Annotated in this window: 21 protein-coding genes; 4 read left to right on the top strand and 17 right to left on the bottom strand. The window is 69.1% G+C overall.

Annotated features, from left to right (window positions below):
* Positions 1–92: 92 nt before the first annotated feature.
* The 8 genes from A5789_RS34730 to A5789_RS34695 all read right to left on the bottom strand — a co-directional run bounded on the left by A5789_RS34730 (position 93) and on the right by A5789_RS34695 (position 7,987).
* A complete protein-coding gene (locus tag A5789_RS34730; RefSeq protein WP_082857414.1) occupies positions 93–1,055 on the bottom strand; it encodes a hypothetical protein in 963 nt (320 codons plus the stop codon).
* Positions 1,056–1,199: 144 nt separating this feature from the next.
* The gene (locus tag A5789_RS34725) at positions 1,200–3,683 is read right to left on the bottom strand and encodes a Tex family protein (protein ID WP_082941163.1); all 2,484 of its coding nucleotides are present in this window, start codon (positions 3,681–3,683) and stop codon (positions 1,200–1,202) included.
* A gap of 275 nt (positions 3,684–3,958) precedes the next feature.
* The gene (trmD, locus tag A5789_RS34720; protein ID WP_030513068.1) at positions 3,959–4,642 is read right to left on the bottom strand and encodes a tRNA (guanosine(37)-N1)-methyltransferase TrmD; all 684 of its coding nucleotides are present in this window, start codon (positions 4,640–4,642) and stop codon (positions 3,959–3,961) included.
* Positions 4,643–4,686: 44 nt separating this feature from the next.
* Positions 4,687–5,226 (bottom strand): ribosome maturation factor RimM, encoded by a 540-nt coding sequence (gene rimM / locus A5789_RS34715; RefSeq protein ID WP_063018387.1) that lies wholly within the window; start codon positions 5,224–5,226, stop codon positions 4,687–4,689.
* Complete coding sequence (locus A5789_RS34710) at positions 5,227–5,469, bottom strand: RNA-binding protein (protein ID WP_036503663.1); 243 nt, start codon at positions 5,467–5,469, stop codon at positions 5,227–5,229.
* A complete protein-coding gene (gene rpsP, locus A5789_RS34705; protein WP_030513065.1) occupies positions 5,469–5,903 on the bottom strand; it encodes a 30S ribosomal protein S16 in 435 nt (144 codons plus the stop codon). Before rpsP ends, A5789_RS34710 begins: the two co-directional genes overlap by 1 nt.
* 320 nt (positions 5,904–6,223) lie before the next feature.
* On the bottom strand, positions 6,224–7,318 hold the full coding sequence (locus A5789_RS34700) for an amidohydrolase family protein (RefSeq protein WP_064904019.1): 1,095 nt from the start codon (positions 7,316–7,318) through the stop codon (positions 6,224–6,226).
* A 99-nt stretch (positions 7,319–7,417) separates the two neighbouring features.
* Entirely contained in the window at positions 7,418–7,987 is a 570-nt protein-coding gene (locus tag A5789_RS34695; RefSeq protein WP_063018389.1) for a TetR/AcrR family transcriptional regulator, read from the bottom strand.
* A 103-nt stretch (positions 7,988–8,090) separates the two neighbouring features.
* Between A5789_RS34695 and A5789_RS34690 the strand changes: the two genes are divergently transcribed.
* A complete protein-coding gene (locus A5789_RS34690; RefSeq protein ID WP_064903927.1) occupies positions 8,091–8,960 on the top strand; it encodes an alpha/beta fold hydrolase in 870 nt (289 codons plus the stop codon).
* 53 nt (positions 8,961–9,013) lie between these two features.
* On the opposite strand, the gene ffh is transcribed toward A5789_RS34690, so the two are convergent.
* The 6 genes from ffh to ftsY all read right to left on the bottom strand — a co-directional run bounded on the left by ffh (position 9,014) and on the right by ftsY (position 17,310).
* Positions 9,014–10,597, bottom strand: coding sequence for a signal recognition particle protein (gene ffh / locus A5789_RS34685; RefSeq protein WP_030513061.1), 1,584 nt, complete (start codon positions 10,595–10,597; stop codon positions 9,014–9,016).
* 131 nt (positions 10,598–10,728) lie between these two features.
* Entirely contained in the window at positions 10,729–11,040 is a 312-nt protein-coding gene (locus tag A5789_RS34680) for a hypothetical protein (RefSeq protein WP_063018393.1), read from the bottom strand.
* A 205-nt stretch (positions 11,041–11,245) separates the two neighbouring features.
* On the bottom strand, positions 11,246–13,684 hold the full coding sequence (locus tag A5789_RS34675; RefSeq protein ID WP_082941162.1) for a [protein-PII] uridylyltransferase: 2,439 nt from the start codon (positions 13,682–13,684) through the stop codon (positions 11,246–11,248).
* An 82-nt stretch (positions 13,685–13,766) separates the two neighbouring features.
* Positions 13,767–14,105, bottom strand: a complete 339-nt coding sequence (locus A5789_RS34670) for a P-II family nitrogen regulator (protein ID WP_030513058.1) — start codon at positions 14,103–14,105, stop codon at positions 13,767–13,769.
* Positions 14,106–14,109: 4 nt separating this feature from the next.
* Positions 14,110–15,519, bottom strand: a complete 1,410-nt coding sequence (locus A5789_RS34665; RefSeq protein ID WP_030513057.1) for an ammonium transporter — start codon at positions 15,517–15,519, stop codon at positions 14,110–14,112.
* Positions 15,520–15,723: 204 nt separating this feature from the next.
* Positions 15,724–17,310 carry a signal recognition particle-docking protein FtsY gene (ftsY, locus tag A5789_RS34660; protein WP_228794119.1) on the bottom strand — a complete coding sequence of 529 codons (1,587 nt, stop codon included), beginning with the start codon at positions 17,308–17,310 and terminating at the stop codon, positions 15,724–15,726.
* 217 nt (positions 17,311–17,527) lie between these two features.
* Between ftsY and A5789_RS34655 the strand changes: the two genes are divergently transcribed.
* Entirely contained in the window at positions 17,528–17,917 is a 390-nt protein-coding gene (locus A5789_RS34655) for a DUF2237 family protein (protein WP_030513055.1), read from the top strand.
* Positions 17,918–17,992: 75 nt separating this feature from the next.
* Here A5789_RS34655 and A5789_RS34650 read toward each other — a convergent pair whose 3' ends face one another.
* Positions 17,993–19,090: an FAD-dependent oxidoreductase gene (locus tag A5789_RS34650; protein ID WP_064903923.1), complete on the bottom strand. Its 1,098-nt coding sequence runs from the start codon at positions 19,088–19,090 to the stop codon at positions 17,993–17,995.
* Between the two features lie 100 nt (positions 19,091–19,190).
* Here A5789_RS34650 and A5789_RS34645 point away from each other — a divergent pair, with 100 nt between their 5' ends.
* Positions 19,191–19,808 carry a TetR/AcrR family transcriptional regulator gene (locus tag A5789_RS34645; protein WP_064903921.1) on the top strand — a complete coding sequence of 206 codons (618 nt, stop codon included), beginning with the start codon at positions 19,191–19,193 and terminating at the stop codon, positions 19,806–19,808.
* Positions 19,809–19,854: 46 nt separating this feature from the next.
* On the opposite strand, the gene A5789_RS34640 is transcribed toward A5789_RS34645, so the two are convergent.
* A complete protein-coding gene (locus A5789_RS34640) occupies positions 19,855–20,667 on the bottom strand; it encodes a TetR/AcrR family transcriptional regulator (RefSeq protein WP_227463054.1) in 813 nt (270 codons plus the stop codon).
* 86 nt (positions 20,668–20,753) lie between these two features.
* On the opposite strand from A5789_RS34640, the gene A5789_RS34635 reads away from it, so the two are divergent.
* A complete protein-coding gene (locus tag A5789_RS34635) occupies positions 20,754–21,656 on the top strand; it encodes an NmrA family NAD(P)-binding protein (RefSeq protein ID WP_082941161.1) in 903 nt (300 codons plus the stop codon).
* On the opposite strand, the gene smc is transcribed toward A5789_RS34635, so the two are convergent.
* Positions 21,653–25,261 carry a chromosome segregation protein SMC gene (gene smc / locus A5789_RS34630; RefSeq protein WP_064903917.1) on the bottom strand — a complete coding sequence of 1,203 codons (3,609 nt, stop codon included), beginning with the start codon at positions 25,259–25,261 and terminating at the stop codon, positions 21,653–21,655. The genes A5789_RS34635 and smc overlap by 4 nt on opposite strands.
* Positions 25,262–25,297 lie beyond the last annotated feature (36 nt).

Here is a 25,297-nt window from a genome sequence, read left to right as displayed (position 1 = left end):
GCCGGGTCGAATGCGCCCAGAGCAACCTGAGCATTGTGCCAGATCAGGCCGCTGCGGGAAAAATCGCCCCCGGGATCCGCGTCGTCCCGGCGTCAATGTCCGGTGTGCTGTGGGTGGGCCGCCGTCAGGTCGCCCGCGTCGGCCGGTCCCGGCGTACCCGCCGGTGGCGGCGCGGCGGCAGGCCCGGTGCGGTCCGGTCCGTCGTGCATGGTGGCCCGCATCGCTCTGGTCCGCAGGTGGGCGGGCGGAGCGGGGACCACGGTACGCGCCAATTCTTGCTCGGCCGCACTGCGGACGTGCGCGACATCGGGTTTGCCGGCGACCAGATCCTGCACGAAGATCTTGGCCCGGATCACCGGCCGCCGGTACCGGCGTTCGCGCACGACCGCCCGGTACATCAGGCGGCGGCGCTCGCCGTAGCGCCAGCGGGCCCACGGCGCACCCGGCCGGCTCAGCCGCAGTGCGCCCACGACCAGCAGCGGCAGAAAGAACATGCCGAACAATCCGGTCCAGATCTTGCCCTTGGCGATGACGATCGCGGCCAGCACCAGATTCACCAGCGCGAAGATGCCGAGGAAACTGCGTCCCGCGACGCTGTTGTCGTGCCGGATGTCGTTGACGTCGAGCAGCCACAGCGGGTGGAAGCCGAGCAACAGCAACCCGGTGACCGCGACCGCGACGAACACCGCATCGACGGAGGTGCGTCCCTGTTCCTCCCAGTACACGTCGCGCAGGTAATAGATCAGCGCGAATTCGTCGAGCACCAGCGCCGCGCCGACACCGAAGGTCGAGGCGAGCGCGGAGATCGTGCCGACCCCGGTGTTGTAGGTCGCGACCAATCCCAGTCCCGAGGCCAGAACCAGCACCACGCCGAACACCATGTGGTGAATGTGCACGTTGCCGGCGCGCAGGTTGCCTGGCCACCAGCGCACCTGCTTGCGAATCATCCGCACACTGAGCCGGATCAACAGGAATCCGACGATGAAGCCGAGCAGGAAGCACAGCAACGGCAGGCGTCCCTCCGCGAGGATCGCGTCGTCGAACCAGCGCCGCACAGCCGTCGTCCCCTCATTCGGAACCGGGGTGTCGGGGTAGTGATGCCCCGCGAGGCCGATCATCGAGACCTGACCCCGCGACTCCATTGTCCCGTACCCGGCCGCCGCAGTCGGGGCAAACCCGAATGCGGCGGCCGCCGAGGCTTACCGCCCGAAACCGGCGCGGCGCAGCGCATCCGCCATCGAGCCCGACGGTTCGGGCGCACCGCGACGCTGCTGATTGCGGCCCTGTCCCTTGTTCTGGCCACCGCCACGGTTCTGTCCGCCGCGATCCTGGCCTCCGCGATCCTGGCCTCCGCGATCCTGGCCGCCGCGGCCCTGATTGCCCTGGCCGCCGCGCGGCTGACCACCCCGGTTCTGCCCGCCGCGCTGGCCCGCGCCGCCCTTCTCGGCTTTGCCCGCGCCGGGCTCGTCGTCCAGACGCAGGCTCAGGCCGATGCGCTGGCGGGCGACGTCGACCTCCAGCACCTTCACCTTCACCACGTCACCGGATTTCACGATCTCGCGGGGATCGCGGACGAACGAATGCGACATGGCCGAGACGTGGACGAGACCGTCCTGATGGACACCCACATCGACGAAGGCGCCGAAGGCGGCCACGTTCGTCACCACACCTTCGAGCACCATGCCGGGTTCGAGGTCGGCGACCTTTTCCACGCCGGCGGCGAATTCGGCGGTCTTGAATTCCGGACGCGGGTCACGGCCGGGCTTCTCGAGTTCGGCGATGATGTCGGTGACGGTCGGCACACCGAATTTCTCGTCGGTGAATTCGCCCGGCCGCAGTGCCCGCAGGGCCGAGGTGTTGCCGATCAGGCCGGGCACGTCGCGTCCGGTCGCCTCCAGGATCCGGCGCACCACGGGATAGGCCTCGGGGTGCACGGCCGAGGAGTCCAGCGGGTCGTCGCCGCCGCGGATGCGCAGGAAGCCCGCGCACTGCTCGAATGCCTTGGGGCCCAGCCGCGGAACCTCCAGCAGCGCGGTGCGGCTGCGGAACGGGCCGTTCTGATCGCGATGCGCGACAATCGATTCCGCGACCGAGGAGGCGATGCCGGAGACACGGGACAGTAGCGGCACGGAGGCGGTGTTGACGTCGACACCGACCGCGTTCACCGCGTCCTCGACCACCGCGCCCAGCGACCGGGCCAGCAGGGTCTCGGAGACGTCGTGCTGGTACTGGCCGACGCCGATGGACTTCGGCTCGATCTTCACCAGTTCGGCCAGCGGATCCTGCAGCCGCCGCGCGATCGAAACCGCGCCGCGCAGCGAGACGTCCAGTTCCGGCAGTTCCTGCGAGGCGTACGCGGAGGCGGAATACACCGAGGCGCCCGCTTCCGAGACCACGATCTTGGTCGGCTTCCGCGCGCCGGGCGTCGCACCGATCCGCGAAATCAGTTCCACGGCAAGGGCATCGGTCTCCCGGGAAGCGGTGCCGTTGCCGATCGCGATGAGCTCCACGTCGAACCGCGCCACCAGCGCCCCGAGCACCGCCAGCGACTTCTCCGTCTGGCCCTGCGGTTTGTGCGGATAGATCGTCTCGGTGGCCACCACCTTGCCGGTGCCGTCCACCACGGCCACCTTCACGCCGGTGCGGTAGCCCGGGTCCAGGCCCATGGTGGTGCGGGTGCCGGCGGGTGCGGCGAGCAGCAGGTCACGCAGGTTGGCGGCGAAGATGTCGACGGCGTCCTTCTCGGCGGACTGCCGCAACCGCATCCGGATATCGATGCCGAGGCTGACCTGCAGTTTGGTCCGCCACGCCCAGCGCACGGTGTCGAGCAGCCAGGTGTCGGCCGGGCGCCCCTGGTCGGTGATGCCGAACTTGTGCGTGATCCGGCCCTCGTAGATGGTGCGCTGCCCCGGCTCCGGTTCCTCGGTATCGGATTCGAGCGACAGGCTCAGCACGTCTTCCTTCTCGCCGCGCAGCAGCGCCAGGATGCGGTGCGAGGGCAGTTTGGCGAACGGTTCGCTGAACTCGAAGTAGTCGGCGAATTTGGCCCCGGCCTCTTCCTTGCCGGTCCGGACCCGCGAGGTGACCTGGCCGCGCTCCCACATCAATTCGCGCAGTTCACCGACGAGGTCGGCGTCTTCGGCGAATCGCTCGACCAGAATCGCGCGGGCCCCGTCGAGCTGTTCGGCGGTGTAGCCGGACGGATCGGTGGTGGGGTCGCCGATGAGGGCGTCCGCGACCGGTTCGTGTCCGGCCTCGCGGGCGATCTGCGCCTTGGTGCGCCGCTTCGGCTTGTAGGGCAGGTAGATGTCCTCGAGGCGGGCCTTGGTCTCCGCGAGCATGATCTGCTGTTCCAGCGCGGCATCCAACTTGCCCTGTCCGCGAATGGATTCCAGGATCGAGTTCCGGCGCTCGTCGAGTTCGCGCAGGTAGTGCAGCCGCTCCTCCAGTTGCCGCAGCTGCGCGTCGTCGAGCCCGCCGGTCACCTCCTTGCGGTAGCGGGCGATGAACGGCACGGTCGACCCGCCGTCGAGCAGCTCTACGGCGGCACGGACCTGTTCGTCACGGACCGAGAGCTCCTCGGCGATCCGCCTGCCGACACTGGCCAGGCGCACCTTTCCAGGGGCGGCGGCTTCCGTGCCGGTGGTTGCTTCGGTGCTGACGGGTTCGGAGGCTGTCGTCACGCTGGCTGACACTACCGTCGGCCTCCGACAGCGGACCAGGTGGAGCGCCCGGTGCGCACGCAGCCGCACCCGGTGCCGGCGCGCCGCGAACGGAAATGACCGAAAACCGGCTGGCCACAGCCTCGCCGACCTCGTGACTGCGAACGAACTGGGCAACCCCGGCGACCACACATCCGCACCCCGTATGGGCGCGTCGGCCACGTCCTGCACGCGATGCGGCGACACGGCGAATGCGACGCCTCGACCGGTGAAGTCCTGTCGCGCAGAGTTTTCGGCTACTCCGGCGGCAGCAGATCCGGGCGGCGCTCCCGGGTGCGCCGCAGTGACTGTTCACGGCGCCACGCGTCGATGCGCGCGTGATTGCCCGACAGCAGAATCTCGGGCACATCGAGTCCGCGCCAGCTCACCGGCCGGGTGTAGCTGGGACCTTCGAGCAGCCCGTCGGAGAACGAATCCTGTTGGTGGGAGGCCTGATTGCCCAGGACGCCGGGGATCAGGCGCACCACCGCCTCGGCCATCACCAGCACGGCGGCTTCCCCGCCGATCAGGACGTAGTCGCCGATGCTGACCTCTTCCACCCGGACCCGGCGGGCGGCATCGTCGAAGACGCGCTGATCGATCCCCTCGTAGCGGCCGCAGGCGAAGACCAGATGCGATTCGGCGGACCAGCGCTGGGCGGTTTCCTGGGTGAACGGCACTCCGGCCGGGGTCGGCACGACGAGCAACGCCTCGTCCGGGCACACCTCGTCGAGCGCGTCACCCCAGACGACGGGTTTCATGACCATGCCCGGCCCGCCCCCGTAGGGAGCGTCGTCGACCGACTGGTGCACGTCGTGGGTCCAGCGCCGCAGATTGTGCACGCCGAGCTCGACGATGCCCTTCTCGATCGCCTTGCCCAGCAACGCCGTCCGCAGCGGCTCGAGATATTCGGGGAAGATGGTGACGACGTCGATGCGCAGAGCTGACGAGCGCTGCGCGGGATCGTCGGCTCCGGTGCCCATCGCTACTCCTCGTCCAGCAGGCCTTCGGGTGGGTCGATCACGATCAGGCCCTCGGCGACCGACACGGTCGGCACGATCGCGGTCACGAAGGGCACCAGGATTTCCCGGCCGGCACGCCCGCCGGCGCCCGCACCGGCCCGGATCGACAGCAGTTCGCCCGCGGCCGAATGCAGGACCTCGTTCACGGTGCCGATCTCGGTGCCGTCCGCGAGCCGAACGCTCAGACCTTCGAGTTCGTGGTCGTAGAACTCGTCGGGATCCTCCGACGGCGGGAGTTCCGCGGTATCGACGAGAAACAGAGTGCCGCGCAACGCATCCGCGGCGGTACGGTCGCCGACACCCTCGAGACGAACGAGAAGCCGGCCCGAATGCTCTCGGGCCGACTCCACCGTGAATATGTCCACCGCTTCGCTTCTCGGCGCCCGGCCACGCAGGCGGGCGCCGGGAGCGAAGCGGAGTTCGGGTTCGTCGGTACGTACCTCGACCACGAGTTCGCCGCGCACACCGTGCGATTTGGCGACCCGCCCGACTACCAGTTCCATCTACTGATCGGTATCGACCACGTCGACCCGGATACCGCGGCCACCGATGCCGGCGACCAGGGTGCGCAGCGCGGTCGCGGTACGACCGCCGCGGCCGATCACCTTGCCCAGATCATCGGGGTGGACGTGGACCTCGACGGTGCGTCCACGCCGGCTGGTGATCAGATCGACGCGCACGTCGTCCGGATTGGCGACGATGCCGCGCACCAGGTGCTCGACGGCATCGGCGACGACCGCACTCATTACTCGGCAGCCTCGGTCGCGGCCTCGGCCTCACCCTCGGCGGCCTTGGACTTCTTCTTCTTGGGGGTGACGGCCTCGGCGACCGGCTCGCTGTCGGCGGCGGCCAGGGCAGCGTTGAACAGGTCCAGCTTGCTCGGCTTGGCGGCCTTGACCTTCAGGGTGCCCTCGGCGCCCGGCAGGCCCTTGAACTTCTGCCAGTCGCCGGTGATCTCCAGCAGACGCTTGACCGGCTCGGTCGGCTGCGCGCCGACGCCCAGCCAGTACTGCACGCGCTCGGAGTCGACCTCGATCAGCGAGGGCTCTTCCTTCGGGTGGTACTTGCCGACGTTCTCGATGGCGCGGCCGTCGCGGCGGGTGCGCGCATCGGCGACGACGATGCGGTACTGGGGGTTACGGATCTTGCCCAGACGGGTCAGCTTGATCTTGACAGCCATGGCTGTATCAATGCCTTTCGATGGCGGCCGCCCGAGGGCAGCCTGAGTGGTCACGGCGCAATTCAGCAGCCCGCACGGGGTGCGGACCCGGTTTTGCGTTGAGTGTGTGACCGCCGCGCGGTACGTAACCGGAGACGGGCTGACACTGTCCCCGAATACGGAACCGCGAGCGAGTCGCGGTCGTCAACGAGGACGGTCGTTCATTGTGCCAGACGCGCCCGCGCCCGGAGAAATCGCCCCGCATCGAGCGGGCCGTTTCCCCGAGCACGCGCAGGTCGGTGACCAGCGCCGTTGCCGGGCCGTTCGTCGCCCCGACGGCCCTACCGGTGTCCGGTGACCGGATCCCGGCCCGGGTACACCCGCCCGCGCAGGACGACGTAGGCCGGGGCGTCGAGCGCATCGCGACTCGACCGCGGATCGGTGCGGTAGACGACGAAATCGGCCGGTGCGCCGTCCTCGATACCCGGTCGGCCGAGCCACTCCCGGGCCCGCCACGAGGCCGCGGCCAGCGCCTCGTGCCGCGACAGCCCGGCACCGGCCAGCGCGTCGATCTCGTCGGCGATGCGGCCGTGCCGGATCGAACCGCCGGCGTCGGTGCCGGTGTAGATCGGCACCCCCGCCGCGTGGGCGTCGGCGACGGTGTCGCGGACCCGGCGGTGCAGATCGCGCATATGGGCGGCGTAGACCGGGAATTTGGCCGCACTGTCGGCGATATCGGGGAAGGTGTCGATATTCACCAGCGTGGGCACCAGGGCGGTGCCGTGTTCGGCCATCATCTCGATGGTGTCGTCGGTGAGTCCGGTGCCGTGCTCGAGGCAGTCGATTCCGGCGTTGATCAACCCTGGTAGCGCGTCTTCACCGAAGACGTGCGCGGTGACGCGGGCTCCCTCCCGGTGCGCGGCGTCGATGGCCTCCTTCAGGATCGCGTCGCTCCACAACGGCCGCAGATCACCGGCGGACCGATCGATCCAGTCGCCCACGATCTTGACCCAGCCGTCGCCGAAGCGGGCCTGTTCGGCAACGATATCGGGCAGGTCGCGCTCGTCGTCCAGTTCGATGCCCAGTTCGCGGATATACCGCTTGGGACGGGCGATGTGGCGGCCGGCCCGGATGATCTTCGGCAGTTCGTGATGATCGTCGATGAAGCGGGTGTCGATGGGGGATCCGGCATCGCGCAGCAGCAGCGCACCCGCGTCGCGTTCCACCTCCGCCTGCGCGATCGCGCCCTCGCGATCCTCGTGCCCGCCGCCGTAGCGAATGCCGACGTGGCAGTGCGCGTCGACCAGCCCCGGCACGATCCACCCTGTGTCACACACGGTTTCGGCGTCACGCACCGGTTCGAAGGAGATCAGCCCGTCGCGGACCCACAGATCGCGCACCTCGTCGCCGGGAAGGACCACCCCACGCAGATGCATCCGCATATCGCTCCTCACCACATCGCCGGAAGCCGATCGCCGCCCGATCCCAACCTACCGGGACTTCCGCGGCGAGGCCGGTCGGCGATAGTCGTCACCTCATTCGCCGACGGGGCGGGCCGCGCGCAGCAGGATGTCGGCGACGGCTCGCGCCTGTCGCGCCACCTCGGGGTCGTCGTGCATCGCGGCCGTGACCATCGCGCCGTTGGCGATGATCAGCAACTGGTCGGCCACGGATTCGGGCAGCGCACACTCGGTCACGAGATCAGCCAGATAGTCACGCACCGCACGCTTGTGCCGGGCGGCGATCCAGCCGACCTCATCGGATGTGCCGCCCAGTTCCCCCACCGTATTGATGAACAGGCAGCCGCGGAAATCGGGCCCGCTGAACCACTCGTACAGGAAGTCGAACACCGCGAGCACCCGCTCCCGGGGAGTGCTCGCGTTGTCGTCGACGTACCGCGCGAGCGCGGTGCGCACGTCGTTGTCGCGCCGCGTCAAGACCGCGTGCACGAGATCGGACTTCGAGGGAAAGTCGCGGTAGAGCCGTTTCAGCGGCACATCCGCGGCATCTCGGATCGCGTCCATACCGACGCCCTGAATTCCGCGTTCGTTGAACAGCCGGTCGGCCGCGTCGAGGACCCGCGCGGCATCCGCTTCACCCTGCACAACCGTCTCCCTTGCGTGAGAACCATCGTTCTCCTATGCTACCGGAGTCCGCCGAGAACGCTCGTTCTCCCGATGACGGATCTTCCGATCGAAAGGAATCACCATGTCCGCCTTCGCCACCCGACAGCACACGACCACGGTCCGTGGACTCGAGGTGTTCTATCGGGAAGCCGGAAATCCGGACCGTCCGACCCTCGTGCTGCTGCACGGCTTCCCGTCCAGCTCGCACATGTTCCGCCACCTCATGTCCGAGCTGTCCGACGAGTTCCACCTCGTGGCGCCGGACTTCATCGGGTTCGGCAACTCGGCCGCGCCGGGCCTCGACGAATTCGACTACAGCTTCGACCAGCTCGCCGACATCACCGAAGAGCTACTCGATCAGCTGGGCGTGCGGCGCTTCTCGCTCTACATCCAGGATTACGGCGCCCCGATCGGGCTGCGGATCGCAAGCCGCAATCCAGAGCGGGTGACGGCGCTGATCTCGCAGAGCGGCAACGCGTACCTCGAAGGCTTCACCCCGTTCTGGGATGTCCTGTTCGCCCATGCGAAGGACCGGGCAGCCAACGAAGCGGCGGTCCGAGAACTGTTGGAGCCCAAGTGGACTCAATGGCAGTACACCCACGGCGTACCCGCCGACCGGATGGACCGGCTGGCTCCGGAAGCCTGGCAACTCGACCAGGCCAAGCTGGATCGGCCCGGCAACGACGCGATTCAGCTGCAGTTGTTCTGGGATTACCAGTTCAATCTGGACGGGTATCCCGCCTATCAGCAGTACTTCCGCACCCACCAGCCTCCGACCCTCATCACCTGGGGCCGTAACGACGAGGTGTTCGGTGCCGCCGGGGCAGAGGCCTACCTGCGTGATCTCCCGAATGCCGAGCTGCATCTGCTCGACGCCGGACATTTCGCACTGGAGACACACGGCGACGAGATAGCGGCATACATCCGCGACTTCCTCCGGCGCGCACTATGACATCCGGCTCGCCGCGGCGTCACGCCGCGGCGAGTGGAGCGGGTCGATAGGACTCAGTTCTTGGGGAACTTCAGCTTGGACAGGTCGAAACCCTCCAGGCCCGGCGGCAGTTCGTCCAGCCCCTTGGGCATATTGGACAGATCCGGCATCCCCGCGGCGGGCATCCCCGGCATTCCGCCCGGCATCCCCGGCATGCCCGGGAATCCTCCGCGCATGCCCTTCGGCGGAGTCGGGCCACGTCCGCCCTTCTTGCCCTTCTTCCCCTTCTTGCCCTTGGCGTTTCGCCGCGACCCCGGCAGGCCCATCTGCCGGCCCATCGCAGCCATCATCTTGCGGGCTTCGAAGAAGCGGTCGACCAGCTGGTTCACGTCGGAGACGGTGACGCCGGAACCGTTGGCGATGCGCAGGCGGCGAGAGGCGTTGATGATCTTGGGGTTGGCCCGCTCGGCGGGGGTCATACCGCGGATGATGGCCTGCACCCGGTCGAGCTGTTTGTCGTCGACCTGGGCCAGCACATCCTTCATCTGGCCGGCGCCCGGCAGCATGCCGAGCAGGTTGCCGATCGGGCCCATCTTGCGGATGGCCAGCATCTGGTCGAGGAAGTCCTCGAGGGTGAGCTCGCCGGAGCCGATCTTGCGGGCGGCCTCCTCGGCCTGCTGCTGGTCGTAGACCTGTTCGGCCTGTTCGATCAGGGTGAGCAGATCGCCCATGCCGAGAATGCGGCTCGACATGCGGTCGGGGTGGAAGACGTCGAAGTCCTCGAGCTTCTCACCGGTCGAGGCGAACAGGATCGGGACGCCGGTGACCTCGCGGACCGACAGCGCGGCGCCACCGCGGGCGTCACCGTCGAGCTTGGTGAGCACGACACCGGTGAAACCGACACCGTCGCGGAAGGCCTCCGCCGTGCTGACCGCGTCCTGGCCGATCATGGCGTCGAGGACGAACAGCGTCTCGTCCGGGTGCACCGCGTCGCGAATGCCGGCGGCCTGGCGCATCAACTCCTCGTCGATACCGAGGCGGCCCGCGGTGTCGACGATGACGATGTCGTAGTGCTTCTGCTTCGCTTCCTCGACACCGGCCTCGGCGACGCGGATCGGGTCGGCGGCGGTGACGCCCAGGGCGTTGTCGCCGCCACCGATCGAGGTGCCCGGATGCGGGGCGAACACCGGCACACCGGCTCGTTCGCCGACCACCTGCAGCTGGGTGACGGCACCCGGCCGCTGCAGGTCACAGGCCACCAGCAAAGGCGTATGCCCTTGGCCCTTCAGCCATTTCGCGAGCTTGCCCGCGAGTGTGGTCTTACCGGCACCCTGCAGACCGGCGAGCATGACGACCGTGGGCGGGTTCTTCGCGAACTGCAGGCGCCGGGTCTCGCCACCGAGGATGCCGATCAATTCCTCGTTGACGATCTTCACGACCTGCTGCGCGGGGTTCAGCGCGGCCGACACCTCGGCGCCCTTGGCGCGTTCCTTGACGCGGGCGATGAACTCCCGCACCACCGGCAGCGCCACGTCCGCCTCGAGCAGGGCGAGCCGGATCTCGCGCGCGGTCGCGTCGATATCGGCCGGTGACAGACGCCCCTTGCCACGCAGATCCTTCAGGGCACCGGTCAACCGGTCGGAAAGGGATTCGAACACCGATCGCGCTCCTGGTCTCGTCGAGGGACGTCACTCGGGTTACCAGGGTACGGGCAACTCCGCGATCGGTGGATTCGCCCTAGTCGAAGCCCCGCCGCCGGCCGGGCGGCGGGCTCGTCACCGGCCTGCGGTCAGGACAGCGCGCTGTGCCGCGGCCGCGGGGCCCGGCTGAAGTCGTGCTGTTCGTAGGCCACCAGATAGACGGCCTCGCGGCCGGTCAGACCCAGTGGCAGTGCCATGGCGTCCAGGGTCGCCCAGTCGGCGTCACCGGGTGCACCGTCGACGAGCGCGCCGGCCAGCTTCATGGCCGCCACCGCCTGCCCGCCGGTCAGCGTGCGGCCCGGAAGCCAGGACACCACCCAGTGGTCGCCGCCGACACAGCGAGCGATGTGGTGGGTCGAATCGCTGGTGATCATGGATGAGGACACGACTTCGTTTGCCATCGACCTGCTCCCCTCAACGCACCCAACTCGCCGGACAGGTACAGCAACAGCTCGAACAGCTTGCGATCACGATCAACTTCACGATCTACACCAGATCGTAGAGTGGCGGACATCACATCCAGCAGAGGTTGCCGCAACGATCTGGTTACCGCGTTACGGACCAAACGACCAGGTTGCCCCGATAACCGGGCGAAGGTTGGTAAACCTAACCGGCACCCGTGGCGGTGTCCGTTTCGCTCGGTTTCTTCGGCTCCTGATGCGGGACGACCCCCAGCAGTGCCGCCTCGATGGCACGGCGGCGCTGCGGGGTGTCGTCCTCGCCCAGACCGAGGCCGAACGAGTCGACCACCACCGAGCCCATCGTGTCGGCCTTCGCCCACCGCACATCCGCGCCCTGGGCGGCCAATGCCGCGGCCAACCGGCTGAGCAGGCCGATGCGGTCCTCGGCACGCAGTTCGAGCACCAACTCACCGGGCCGGTCGACCTCGATCCAGATCACCCTCGGCTCGGCCTGGGCGTACGGACTGGTTCGAGCCGCCGCGTCGCGCTCCTTGTCCGCGAGCACGGAGGCCAGCTTCAGATCGCCGTTGATCGCGCGGATCAGCTCCTGGCGCAACAGTCCGGCGTCGGGCGGATTGCCGAAGGTCGGTGTCACCACGAAGGTGTCGATCGCGGTGTCACCCGAGGCCGCCAGCGTCGCGGACAGCACCCGCAGGGAATGCAGGGCGAGCACCCCGGCCGCCTCCGAGAGCAGGCCGGGAGTATCGGGGGCGACGACCGTCACGTGGTGAATGTAGCGTCCGTCGCCGGGAGTCAGTTCCACGTGCACGCCACCGGCCGCGGCCCTGTCCAGCACGGCCGCGTCGACCACCGCCGGCGTCGGCGAAACCCGTTGTGGTGCGGGCTCTCCCGCCATCGCGGCATGGCCGCGGCGCACCAGTTCCGCGATCAGGGAGGCCTTCCACTCCCCCCACACGCCCGGGCCGGTCGCCAGCGAATCGGCCTCGGCGAGGGTGTGCAGCAGCTCCAGCAACTGCCGGTCACCGCCCAGCGCCTCCACCACACCGGCGGCGGTCGCCGGATCGTCGAGATCGCGCCGGGTCGCGGTCTGCGGCAACAGCAGATGATGCCGCACGATCGTCGCCAGGCTGTGGACATCGTCGGGCCACAGGCCCAGCCGCTGACCGATCCGATCGGCCAGTTCGGCACCCACCACACTGTGATCCTCGGTGCGGCCCTTGCCGATATCGTGCAGCAACGCTCCGAGCAGCAGCAGGTCCGGCCGGGCGACCCGGGTGCTCAGCGCACCGGCGTAGGCGACGGTCTCGACCAGGTGGCGGTCGACGGTCCAGGTGTGCACGGCATCGCGGGGCGGCAGATCGCGCACTGCCCCCCATTCCGGAAACAGCCTGCCCCACAAGCCGGTTCGATCCAGGGCCTCGACCGCGTCGATGGTCCCGCGGCCGGCGCCGAGCAGCACCAGCAGATCGTTGAGCGCCTCCCGCGGCCACGGCTCGCGCAGTTCGGGGGCATCCTCGGAGAGGCGATTGAGGGTGGTCGCCGACATCGGCAGGCCGGTGCGCGCCGAGGCCGCGGCGACCCGCAGGATCAGGCCGGGATCGCGCTGCGGCCGGGCGTCGCGGGCCAGCACCACCTCACCGGCATGTTCGACCACGCCCTCGTCGAGCGGGCGGCGCACGGGCAGGCGCCGCAATCGGGCCAGACCGCGGCGCGGCAGCGCGTTGGCCGCGGTGCGCAGGCCGACGTCGACCGAATAGACGACCGTGCGCGCCGCATCGCTGAGCGTGCGCGCCAGATCGAATCGATCGCCGATGCGCAGGGCGGCGCCGATTTCGTCCGCGTCCTGGGCGCGCAGCTGATCACGGGAACGCCCGGCCACCCGGTGCAGTTCGGTACGCACGTCGAGCAACCGGCGATGGGCGGCCTCGAGACCACCGCCGGGAACGTCGGGTCCCAGGCCGGGCATGGCGTCGGTCAGCTGGGCGATGGCCAGCGCGTCGAGCAGCTGGATATCGCGCAAACCGCCGCGCCCGTTCTTGAGGTCCGGTTCGGCCCGGTGCGCGATCTCACCGTTGCGCTTCCACCGCGCCTGCGTCTGCTCCACCAATTCGCCGAAGCGGGAACGGATTCCGGTCCGCCATTCGCGGCGCACGCCACCGATGAGCAGATTGCTCAACTCCGCGTCGCCGACGATGTGGCGGGCATCGAGCATGCCCAGCGCGGCGGTGAGATCGTCGGCAGCCACCCGCAGCGCCTGCGGCACGGTCCGCACGCTGTGGTCGAGCTTGATGTGGGCGTCCCACAGCGGATACCAGAGCCGGTCGGCCACCTCGGCGACCCGCGCCGGGTCCACGTCGTCGTGCAGCAGCATCAGATCCAGATCGGAATACGGCAGCATCTCGCGCCGTCCCAGTCCGCCGACCGCCACCACGGCCAGCCCGCTGTCGGCGGTGATGCCCAGCTCCGCGCCCTTCGTGGTCAACCACAGCTCGTGCAGGTCGACCAGCGCCTGCCGCAGCGCCTCGGCGCTCAGCCTGGGCCGCCGGGCATCACCACCGTCGAGCAGTTGATCTCGTGCGGCCACCAGATCCTTGGCGCCCTGGGACAATTCGTCTGCACTCATACCCGCAACCACCACCCGTTCATGCGGGCAGCCCCGTCCCCGGCCGGTGCCAGGGAGCGGGGCTGCCCGAATCGTTCATCTCCTATAGTGCGTCGGCACCGCGTTCACCGGTTCGGACCCGGATCACCGATTCGACGGGGGTCACCCAGACCTTGCCGTCACCGATCTTTCCGGTGCGCGCGGCCTCGACGATCACCTCGACGACCTTCTCGACCGAGGCGTCGTCCACGACGACCTCGACCCGGACCTTCGGCACGAAATCGACCGAGTACTCCGCGCCGCGGTAAACCTCGGTGTGCCCCTTCTGGCGGCCGTACCCCTGGACTTCGCTGACCGTCATTCCCAGCACACCGGCCTGCTCGAGCCCGGACTTGACGTCCTCGAGTGTGAACGGTTTGACGATTGCAGTGATCAGTTTCATTGCGTCATGCCTCCTTGACGGCGGTACGTGCCGTGCCACCCACAGCAGCGAAATCGTATGACGTCTCCGCGTGCTCCGACTCGTCCATACCCTTGAACTCGTCTTCCTCGGAAGCACGAATGCCGATCGTGTACTTGATGATCAGACCCAGAATCAGCGAGACGACGAAGGAGAACGCCAGCACGGTGAAGGCACCGACGGCCTGCTTGCCGAGCTGATCGAAACCACCGCCGTAGAACAAGCCCTTCGCGCCGCCGGAGGCCGCGCCCGATTCCGGGGCGAGGAACAGACCGATCAGCAGCGTACCGACCACACCGCCGACCAGGTGCACACCGACCACGTCGAGCGAGTCGTCGAAGCCGAGCTTGAACTTCAGGCCGACCGCCAGCGCGCACAGCACACCGGCCACCGCGCCGATCACCAGCGCGCCCAGCACGTTCACCGACGAGCAGGACGGGGTGATCGCGACCAGACCCGCGACGATGCCCGAGGCGGCGCCGAGGCTGGTGGGCTTGCCGTCGCGGAACTTCTCCACGACCAGCCAGCCGAGCATCGCGGCGCAGGTGGCGAAGGTGGTGGTCAGGAAGGTGGAACCGGCCAGGCCGTTGGAGCTCACCGAGGAACCGGCGTTGAACCCGAACCAGCCGAACCACAGCAGACCGGCGCCGAGCATGACGAAGGGCAGGTTGTGCGGGCGCATCGGCGTCTTCGGCCAGCCCTTGCGCTTGCCGAGCACCAGGCACAGCGCCAGGCCCGCGGCACCGGCGTTGATGTGCACCGCGGTACCACCGGCGAAGTCGATGGCCTGCAGCTTGTTCGCGATCCAGCCGCCGTGGTGGACGATGTTGCCCGCGGCGTCCTTGACGTCAAAGTCGAAGACCCAGTGCGCGACCGGGAAGTAGACGATGGTCGACCACGCGATCGCGAAGACCACCCACGCGCGGAACTTCATGCGGTCGGCGACCGCACCCGAGATCAGGGCCACGGTGATGATGGCGAACATCAGCTGGAAGGCCACGAACACCGTCATCGGGATGGTGCCGGCCAGCGGAATGTTCACCTGATCCACCGCGGACGCACCGGTCGACGGGTCGGCCGGGCTGGCCTTGACGGCGTTGGTGCCGATCAGGCCCTTGAGCCCGAAGAACTGGGCAGGGTTGCCGATCAGGCCTAGTTTGTTGTCACCGAATGCCTCGGAAAAGCCGTAGAGCGACCACAGCACGCCGACTATGCCCATCGCGCTGATGCTCATCATGATCATGTTGAGCACGTTCTTCGAGCGGACCATGCCGCCGTAGAAGAACGCCAGTCCCGGGGTCATCAACAAAACGAGCGCGGAGCTCGCCAGCATCCACGCGGTGTCGCCGGTGTCGGGCACACCGAGCAAGGGATACGCCACCTTGTTCCTCCTCATCTCGGGCCCGGCCGAACTGCGGCAAACGAGCCTGCACAGAAGGGTCGCGATCGGGTGTTTCATCCGTGCCGCCGCGATGTTTCGCATGCGTGAACGGATCAGCTTCCCGTGTTGCTACCAGGTTTCGGCGCGCACACAGCGCATGTCGGCGCACTGTGAGGACCGTGTCGAAATGAGGAGGAACTGCCGTTTTGCTTCTCGCCGCTACCCGAGGAGGGCGTCGACGAATGCGGACGGTTCGAAGGGAGCCAGATCGTCGGCGCCTTCGCCGAGGCCGACCAGTTTCACCGGCACACCGAGCTCGTGCTGCACCTGGAAGACGATGCCGCCCTTGGCGGTGCCGTCGAGTTTGGTGAGCACCACGCCGGTGATGTCGACGACCTCCGCGAAGACCCGGGCCTGGGTGAGCCCGTTCTGCCCGACGGTCGCGTCGAGCACGAGCAGGACCTCGTCGACGGCGGCCTTCTTCTCCACCACGCGCTTGACCTTGCCCAGCTCGTCCATCAGACCGGTCTTGGTGTGCAGCCGGCCCGCGGTGTCGACCAGGACCGCGTCGACCCCCTCCTCGATACCGGCGCTGACCGCGTCGAAGGCCACCGATGCCGGATCCGCGCCCTCGCGGCCGCGCACGGTGTCGGCGCCGACCCGTTCGCCCCAGGTCTGGAGCTGGTCGGCGGCGGCGGCGCGGAAGGTGTCGGCGGCGCCGAGCAGCACGCGACGGCCGTCGGCGACGAGCACGCGCGCCAATTTGCCGGTGGTGGTGGTCTTACCGGTGCCGTTCACGCCGACGACCAGCAGAATCGACGGGTGGTCGGCATGCGGCAGCGCCCGGATCGAACGATCCAGGTCCGGGCGCAGGGCCTCGATCAGCACATCCCGCAGCACCTGCCGGGCCTGTTCGGAGGTGCGCACGCTGCGCGCGGCCAACTCCTCGCGCAGTCGCTCGACCACGGTCGTCGTGACCGAGGTGCCGAGGTCGGCCATGACCAGGGTGTCCTCGATCTCTTCCCACGAGTCCTCGTCGAGGTCGCCACCGCCGAGCAGACCGAGCAGACTCTTGCCGACCGCGTTCTGCGACCGTGACAGCCGCCCGCGCAGGCGGGTGAGGCGCCCGGCGGTGGGTTCGATCTCCTCGACCGCGGCGGGCTCGGGCACCGGGGCCGTGGGTGTCGGGGCGGTGGGCGTCGGCGCGGTCGGGGCGGGTGCGGTCGGGGCCGAATCCGCCGGAGCGGTCTCGGGCGGCTCGACGGGGGCGGGCGCGATCGTGGCGGCGCCGTCGGTCGAGGGCGGCGCGGCGGGAGCTTCGGCCGGGGCTTCCACCGGGGCCGCCTCGGCCGGTGCTTCGGGCGCGGCCACGCCGTCGCCGGGTGTTTCCGTCGTTTCCGGCTCGACGGTCGGCGCGGTCGCGCTCGCCCCGTCCGCCGGGCGGTCGGCAAGGGTCTCCGGTTCGGGCAACCGCACGTCGGTGATGGTCCGGCGCACCGAGTCGCGCGGGATGGCGGCGTCGTCGCCGACATGCGGCTGACCTTCGTCGTCGGTGCGTTCGATCGGGACCGGTTCGGGGCGCGGTGGCGTCAGTGTGCCCGAGCCCGCGCCGCTCTGACTGAAATTGAAGCCACCGGCTGCGGTATAGCCACCCGACCGGTCGGTCAGCTGCTTGTCCTGCTCCTCCGCCGGGGTGATGCTCACTCGGCGGCGCTTGTACAGGACGAATCCGGCAACGAACGCCACCAGTAGTACGGCGACGATCGCGGCGATCAGAATCCAGGCTTGCGCAGTCACGGCTCCCATCCTGTCAGAACCCGCGAACGCCCCCGCGTGGCGGCAGGCAGGTGTTGCGCCCGCGGCGGTACGGGTGATTCGTCACTCTCCGCGCAACGATCCGCGAACCCCCGACACGCCGACGACGTCGGACGATAGGGCGTCCGGCCACGCATCACCGGCAACCGTCCGGATACCAACCGCCCAAGGCGCGGCGAATCCGACACAGAGACAATAGGATCGGCTCGTGACCGATCGAAATGTGCTTGGGGGACCGCTGGAGGAGTGTGGCACCGATCCTCTCACCGGCTTCTACCGGGACGGCTGCTGCAGCACCGGCCCCGAGGATCTGGGTAGCCACACCGTCTGCACCGTCGTGACCCAGGAGTTCCTGGAGCATCAGAAATCGATCGGCAACGATCTGCTCACCCCACGTCCGGAGAACAACTTCCCCGGACTGCAACCCGGCGACCGCTGGTGTGTGGTCGCGGTCCGGTGGCTGCACGCCCACGAGGACGGGGTGGCCGCGCCGGTCGTTCTGGCCGCGACCCACGAGAACGCGCTCGAGGTCGTGCCGATGGAAACCTTGCGCAAATACGCCGTCGACGTCCCCGACGACGTCAGCGATCTGCTGTGATCGCTCACCGGCCCGTCGATCGAGCCTGAGCATCGCGCTCCCGGCGACCGAGAGGTTCGGCGCGCGGCGCGATGGTCAGGCGGCCGCGAACAGGCGGACCGCGGTATTGCGCAGCCCGATGGCCGGACGCGATCCCGGCACCATCAGCGCCGAAGCGAATCGAACCCCTCGATGTGCCGCGCCGATCCGATCGCGATGCCGCTGCTCGTAGCGTCCCCATGCCGCGGCCGGGTCGTGCGGCGCTGTCGCGAGCTCCTCGGCCAGGGTGTGCGCACCCGCGATGGCCAGGCTCGATCCGTCGCCGAACAGCGACAGGCATGAGGCCGCGTCTCCCACGAGGGCGACCCGGCCCCGCGACCAGCGCGGCAGCGATACCTTGCTGACGGCGTCGAAGTAGAGGTCACCGCCGGCGCGCACCTCGTCGAGCACATCCTCGAACGGTCCCATCCGCCCCGCGAATTCCGCGACCAGCAATCGACGCTGCGCCTCGCTGTCGCGGTGGTCCAGACCGGCCACCGGCGCCCGCCGGAACATGAAGGCCGCGATCGGACGGCCGCCCGCGGGATGGACCGATATCGATCGGCCCGGCGAGTTGTACATGACCACCTCGTGCTCGCTCGCGGACCGCGTGACGGGGACAGTGGCGATGTAGATCCCCATGTGCCGCACGAATTCCCGGTCGTCGCCGAAGGTCAGCCGCCGAACCGCCGAATGCAGTCCGTCGGCGCCGAGCACGTAGTCGTAGTGCGCTCGCTCCCCCGATTCGAAGCCGACGGTAACCCCCGCGCCGGACTGCTCGATCTCGGAAATGCCGTCGCCCCACCGCATCCGGACGCGGTCGCCGGAGGCGGCGGCGAGAATGGTGGCCAGATCCGCGCGGGCGAGCTCCACCTCACCGCGGTCTCGATCGCCCACCCCCATGGATGCGCGGCGCCGGCCGCGCGCGTCGACGAACCGTAACCGGTCCACATCCGTTGCGGCCGCGCGCAATTCGGGCAGGACGCCCATAGCGGTCACCACCTCGAGCGCCGGTCCGCGCACATCGACCGGATTACCGCTGGACCGCGATCCGGCGGCCCGCTCGACGACGGTCACCTCGAATCCGTATCGGCTCAGCCAGTAGGCCAGCGTCGATCCCGCGATTCCGGCTCCGGAAACGAGCACCTCAACCATGTCGCCACCTCTCTCAAGTGGCCGAATTTCGTCCGCTTAGGTTGATGGTAGATTAAGTGGACGCAATTCGTCCACTTGTTGAGCACGACTGGAGCCGCCGATGGTCCTGGAACCGACCCACCCGGATTCCCTGCGCGCCGACGCTCGCAGCAATCGCGATCACATCCTGCTCGCCGCCTTGGACGTCTTCGCCGAACGCGGCACCGATGTGCCGATGAAGCTGATCGCCGATCGCGCCGGGGTCGGAGTCGGCACGCTGTATCGCCGGTTTCCCGACCGCGACGCCCTGGTGGTCGCCACCGCGCAAGCACACCTGGACCGCCTCGCCCGCATGGCCGAATCGGCAGGTGCGCAGGAGGCGACCGCATGGGCCGGGTTGTGCCGATTCCTGCGTGAGTGCGCGCTACTGCGCCTGGGCGCACTGGCCGCGGCCATCGAACCGGCCGTCCACGCGATGGTCCGCACCGATTCGCGGGTGGGCGCGGTGCGCGCCTCCGTTCTGGATCGGATCGACGCGCTGATCCGCCGAGCTCAGCAGGACGGCGACCTGCGCACCGACATCGGTTCCACCGAAGTCGGTCTCATCATGACCCTGCAGGTCTACGCCCAGCCCGGCGAGTCCTATCCGGCAGCGGTGGACCGAGTGCTCGCCATAGTGTTCGACGGGCTGTCGTCCACCCCGCGCACGGCACACGACATTCCGGGCAGCCAGGCGTAAGGGCCGGTTCTCCTGCGGGGAATGGACGAATCCACAAGGCCGGGGATCACTCGGCGGCTGGAGAATTTCTTCCCGTCACACGCGCCGCCCGGCGCAGCCGGTGAGCCTTCTGCCGGCACGCGGACGAGCAGTACCGGGCGGGCCGTCCGGTCTCCGCGTGCGCCAATTCCGCCCCGCAGATCGGACAACTCCGACCGTCACGATTCGCGGTATCCGCCACGGTTTCGTTACGCCCGGGTGAAGAGTTTTCCGGTTTCGTTACGGCCGGTTCGGTGCGCATCGCCGCCAGCAGCATGGCGGCGGGGCGGGACAGTTCGTCCCGCGTGTTCGAAACGCGTTGCATGGCAACACATCCGGTGAAGATGGCCAGCACGTCGGCGAGAGTCAGGTCGGCGCGCACTCCACCGGAGCGCCGCGCCGCCTCCAGCAGCTGCCCGAGAGCCAGGTGAAATCGCTCCCCCGCATCCCGCAGCAGCGTCCGCGGCCAGCCGTCGTCGGCGTCGAGCAGATCGCACATCGCCTTGTTGCCCGGAGTGCGGGTGACGACCTCGGCGCAGAATCCCAGGAAGGCCGCCGCGGGATCCGGATCGTCGCGCAGTGCCAGCGCCCGGGCGGTGAGCCGATCGATCCGTTGCTGTAGCACCGCCTCGAGCAGGTCGGTCTTGGTCGGGAAATGGCGATGCACGGTCCCGGCCCCCACCCCCGCGCGGCGGGCGATCTCGGCCAGCGACACCGACGTTCCGGATTCGGCGAAGGCTCGTTGCGCGGCGGCGAGGACGCGAGCGCGGTTGCGGCGAGCGTCGATTCGGGTCCCCGGCACTCCTGGCGCCGGGGCGCGCAGGTCGTAACGAAACCCCACATCTGCGGATGGCGGAGACGACAACGCTGTTCCTATCGTGCGAATACGGGTCGACCGACCCGATTCTATCGAAAGGTTCCTCCGACATGACCGTCCACGACAACCTCGTTCTCGTCACCGGCGCGACCGGCAAACAGGGCGGCGCGACAGCCCGCGCGTTGCTCGCCCGCAACGTCCCGGTCCGCATCCTGGTCCGCGATCCGGCCGCCGCCGGAGCGCGCGAACTCGCCGCACTGGGCGCGCAGGTGGCCGTCGGCGACTTCGACGCCCCGGCCACCCTGACCGCGGCGGTGGCCGGAACTCGCGGCGTCTTCCTCGTGCCACCGGCGGCCTTCGGGCCCGACGGCTGGGATGTCGACCTGGAGGCGACCCGCGGCGCCGCCGTGATCGATGCCGCCCGGCACGCCGGAACCGACCACATCGTGTTCACCGGCGTGGCCTCCTTCGACAACGAGACCTCCTGGGGCAGTTCCGGAAAGCGGCAGATCGAGCAGGCACTGGCCGACAGCGGCATGCGCTACACCGTGCTGCGCCCGGTCCGGTTCATGGAGAACTACCTGGCGCAGGGTATGCCGCTCGACGGCTTCGTGGACGGGGTCAACGTCCACCTGTTTCCAGCCGATCGGCCGGCCCAGATGATCGCGGTCGACGATATCGCCGCGGTGGCCGCGCTGGCCTTCTCCGACCCCGGACGATTCTCCGGCCGGACACTCGAACTCGCCGGCGACGCCGTGGCCCCCACTGCCGCCGCGGAACTGATCTCCCGCGCGACCGGATATCCGGTGCGGTATCGCGAAATCACCGAGGCGGAAGCCGACGCACTGGGTGAACAGATCGGCAACACCTGGCGCCTGGCCCATCAGGGCCACGGCTGGCATGCCGATATCGAGCAGATCCGCTCGATCCACCCCGGCCTGCAGAGCCTGGAAACGTGGCTGGGCGGCACCGGCGCCGCGGTCCTGAAATCCCGGTTCGCGGCGGGCGACTAGGTCGTCGCGCCGACCAGATTCTCCCCGCGCATCCGCTGCGAGATGACCTGGGTGATGCCGTCGCCACGCATGCTCACCCCGTACAGCGCGTCGGCGATTTCCATGGTCGGCTTCTGGTGGGTGATGACGATCAGCTGCGACTTCTCCCGCAGCTGTTCGAACAGGCCGATGAGGCGGCGCAGGTTGGTGTCGTCCAGCGCCGCCTCGACCTCGTCCATCACGTAGAACGGCGACGGCCGGGCCCGGAAGATCGACACCAGAAATGCCACGGCGGCAAGGGATTTCTCGCCACCGGACAGCAGCGAGAGCCGCTTGACCTTCTTGCCCGGCGGCCGGGCCTCCACCTCGATGCCGGTGGTGAGCATATCGCTGGGGTCGGTCAGCAGCAGCCGTCCCTCGCCGCCGGGGAAGAGGCGGCCGAACACCTGCACGAATTCGCGTTCCACGTCCTCGTAGGCCTCGGTGAACACCTGCAGGATGCGGGCGTCGACCTCGGCCACCACATCGAGCAGGTCCTGGCGGGCCTTCTTGACGTCCTCGAGCTGGGTCGACAGGAAGTTGTAGCGCTCCTCCAGCGCCGCGAACTCCTCCAGCGCCAGCGGATTCACCTTGCCGAGGGTGGCGAGATCCTTCTCGGCGCGTTTGACGCGGCGCTCCTGGGTCGCGCGGTCGTAGGGCATTTCCTGCGGCGCGCTCACCTGGTCGCCGCGCTCGCGGGCCTGCTCGTACTCCTGCATCTCCAGGGCGGTCGGCGGCATCGGCACATGCGGACCGTATTCGGCGACGAGTTCGTCCAGCGCGATGCCGAACTGCTCGGCGATGGTGGTCTCCAATTGTTCGATGCGCAGCGCGGATTGGGCCCGCGCCACCTCGTCGCGATGCACGGCATCGGTCAGCTGCGTCAGTTGCGTGCTCAGCGCCCGCACCCGCTCCTTGATCTGATCCACCTGCCCGGCGCATTCGGTGCGCCGGCGAACCAGCTCGTCGCGCCGCGCGGCCGCCTCGCCCACCACGGTTTCCAGCTCCGCGGCGATCCGCTCGGCCGATTCGGCGACCACCGCCGCCACCTCGGCGGCACGGCGGCGGGCGGCCTGGGCTCGTTCGGCCCGGGCGCGGGTCTCGCGTTCGGCGCGGGCCGCACGACGCAGCGAATCCGCTTTGCCCCGTACCGATTCCGCGCGCTCCTCGGCGGTGCGCACCGACAGCCGGGCCTCCACCTCCATGGCACGGGCCTCGGCCAGCGCCGCGGCGGCCTGTTCGCGCTCCTGCCCGGCGGTGTCGGTGCCCGCGTCGGCATCGGAATCCAGATCGGACTGTTCGGATTCGGCATGACGCAGCCGGCCCTCGAGTTCGGCCAGGGCCGTCAGATTCTGGTCGCGCGCGGTTTCGGCCTCGGCGCGCTGGGTCAGCAGCCGCTCGTATTCGGACTGGGCGCTGCGCGCCGTCGCGCCGAGGCGACCCAGCCGGTCGTAGATCGCGACCAACGCCTGATCGGATTCGTGCAAGGCCAGCAACGCCTGGTCGACGGCCTGTTTGCGATCGCTCTGCTCGGCCAGCGCACCCGACAGCGCGGCCTCGACCTCCTCGGCCTGCCGCTGCCACGACACCAGTTCGGCCGCGGCGGCGTCGATCTCGGCCTGCACCTCGATCTGGCTAGGCGCGCGGTCCGAGCCGCCGAGCACCCAGCCCGAACCGCTCAGATCCCCGTCGCGGGTCACCACCCGCAATTCCGGCCGGGCGGAGAGAACTTCGGCCGCCTGCGCCAGATCGTCGACGACCACGGTGCCGGCGGTGAGGGCCGCGACCGCACCCCGCAGCCGGTCGGGACAATCGACCACCTCGACGAGCGGGCGCACTCCCGCGGGTAGATCACCGATCTCGCCACCGGGTTGCGCCGCACCGCCGTAGACAACGGCCGCGCGGCCACCGTCGGCCTCCTTCAGCGCCCGCACCGCCGCCTGCGCGGTGGGGTGCGCGTCGGCGGCGATAGCGTCGGCCAGCGGCCCGAGCGCGGCGGCCACGGCCGCCTCGAATCCGCTGTGCACCCGCACCATCGCCGACAGCCGGCCCTGCAAACCGTCGGCGCGGTTGTCCAGCAGCCAGGCGCCGCCGTCCTTGCGGGCCAGGCCCATGGTCAGCGCCTCGATGCGGGCGGTGAGCGAGGCGACCTTCTTCCCGGCCTCGCGGTCGCGTTCGCGCAGTTCGGTAACCCGCGCATCGGCCAGTTCCAGCGCCTGGGCGGCGTGTTCGTAGGCGGCGTCGAGACCTTCCTCACCGGCGTCGAGTTCGCTCAATTCGGTTTGCACGGCCTCGAATTCGGCCTCGGCGGCATCCCCGCGCTGCCGGGCGGCGGCCAGCGACTCCGACAGCCGGGCGATATCGCCGTCGGCCGATTGGGCGCGGTGGCGCAGCGTATCCACCTGACCGGCAAGACGAGCCAGGCCCTCACGCCGATCGGCGATGGCGCGCACCGCGGCCAGGTGGGCCTGTTCGGCGGCCTTGGCGGCCTGCTCACGATCGAGCAACTGATCGCGAGCGGCCTCCAGGGTCGCCGTGGCCACCTCGACCGCCTCGAGCAGTTCGGCCTCCTCGGCCTGCACCCGATCCGCCTCGGCCTCGAGCTGTTCCGGATCGCGGCCGGTCCCGGTGGGCTGTTCGATGGTGAGGTTGCGAGCCCGGTCCCGGGCGATCCGGATGGTCGCGTTGACCCGCTCCACCAGCGCCGAGAGCTGGAACCAGGTCTGCGCGGCCGCCTCGGCGCCGGGAGTGAGCCGCGAGAGCTGGAATTCCTGCTGCGCCAGCGCGGCATTGGCGGCATCCAGTTCCGCCTGCACGTTGATCTGCTGTTCGCGGGCGAAGGCTTCCTTGCTCTGCTGACTTTCCAGTTCACGCCGGCGCGCCACCAGATCGTCGGCGGCCAGTCGTAGCCGGGCATCGCGCAATTCGGCCTGGACGGTGGCCGCGCGCCGGGCCACCTCGGCCTGGCGGCCCAGCGGTTTGAGCTGACGGCGCAGTTCGGTGGTGAGGTCGGTCAGACGAGCCAGGTTGGCCTGCATCGCATCGAGTTTGCGCACCGCCTTCTCTTTGCGCTTGCGGTGCTTGAGCACGCCCGCGGCCTCTTCGATGAAGGCGCGGCGGTCCTCGGGGCGCGATTCCAGAATCGCCGACAGCTGGCCCTGGCCGACGATGACGTGCATTTCCCGGCCGATGCCGGAGTCCGAGAGCAGTTCCTGGACATCCATCAGCCGGCAGGAGTTGCCGTTGATCTCGTATTCACCGGCGCCGTCGCGGAACATCCGGCGGGTGATCGAGACCTCGGAGTAGTCGATGGGCAGTGCGCCGTCGGAATTGTCGATGGTCAGCGTGACTTCGGCGCGGCCCAGCGGCGCCCGTCCGGCGGTCCCGGCGAAGATGACGTCCTGCATCTTGCCGCCCCGCAGCGCCTTGGCGCCCTGCTCCCCCATCACCCAGGTCAGCGCGTCGACGACGTTCGATTTACCGGACCCGTTCGGCCCCACCACACAGGTGATGCCGGGCTCGAGCCGCAGCGTCGTCGCGGACGCGAAGGATTTGAATCCCTTCAGCGTCAGACTCTTCAGGTGCACAGTCGGTCAGGCTACCCGGTCGGGCCTCGTTGCCGG

It is taken from the genome of Nocardia sp. 852002-51101_SCH5132738, assembly GCF_001665695.1.
Taxonomy (GTDB): Bacteria; Actinomycetota; Actinomycetes; order Mycobacteriales; family Mycobacteriaceae; genus Nocardia; species Nocardia nova.
Note: the sequence above shows the minus strand (reverse complement) of the source record. Positions and strands in the feature narration are given on the sequence as shown.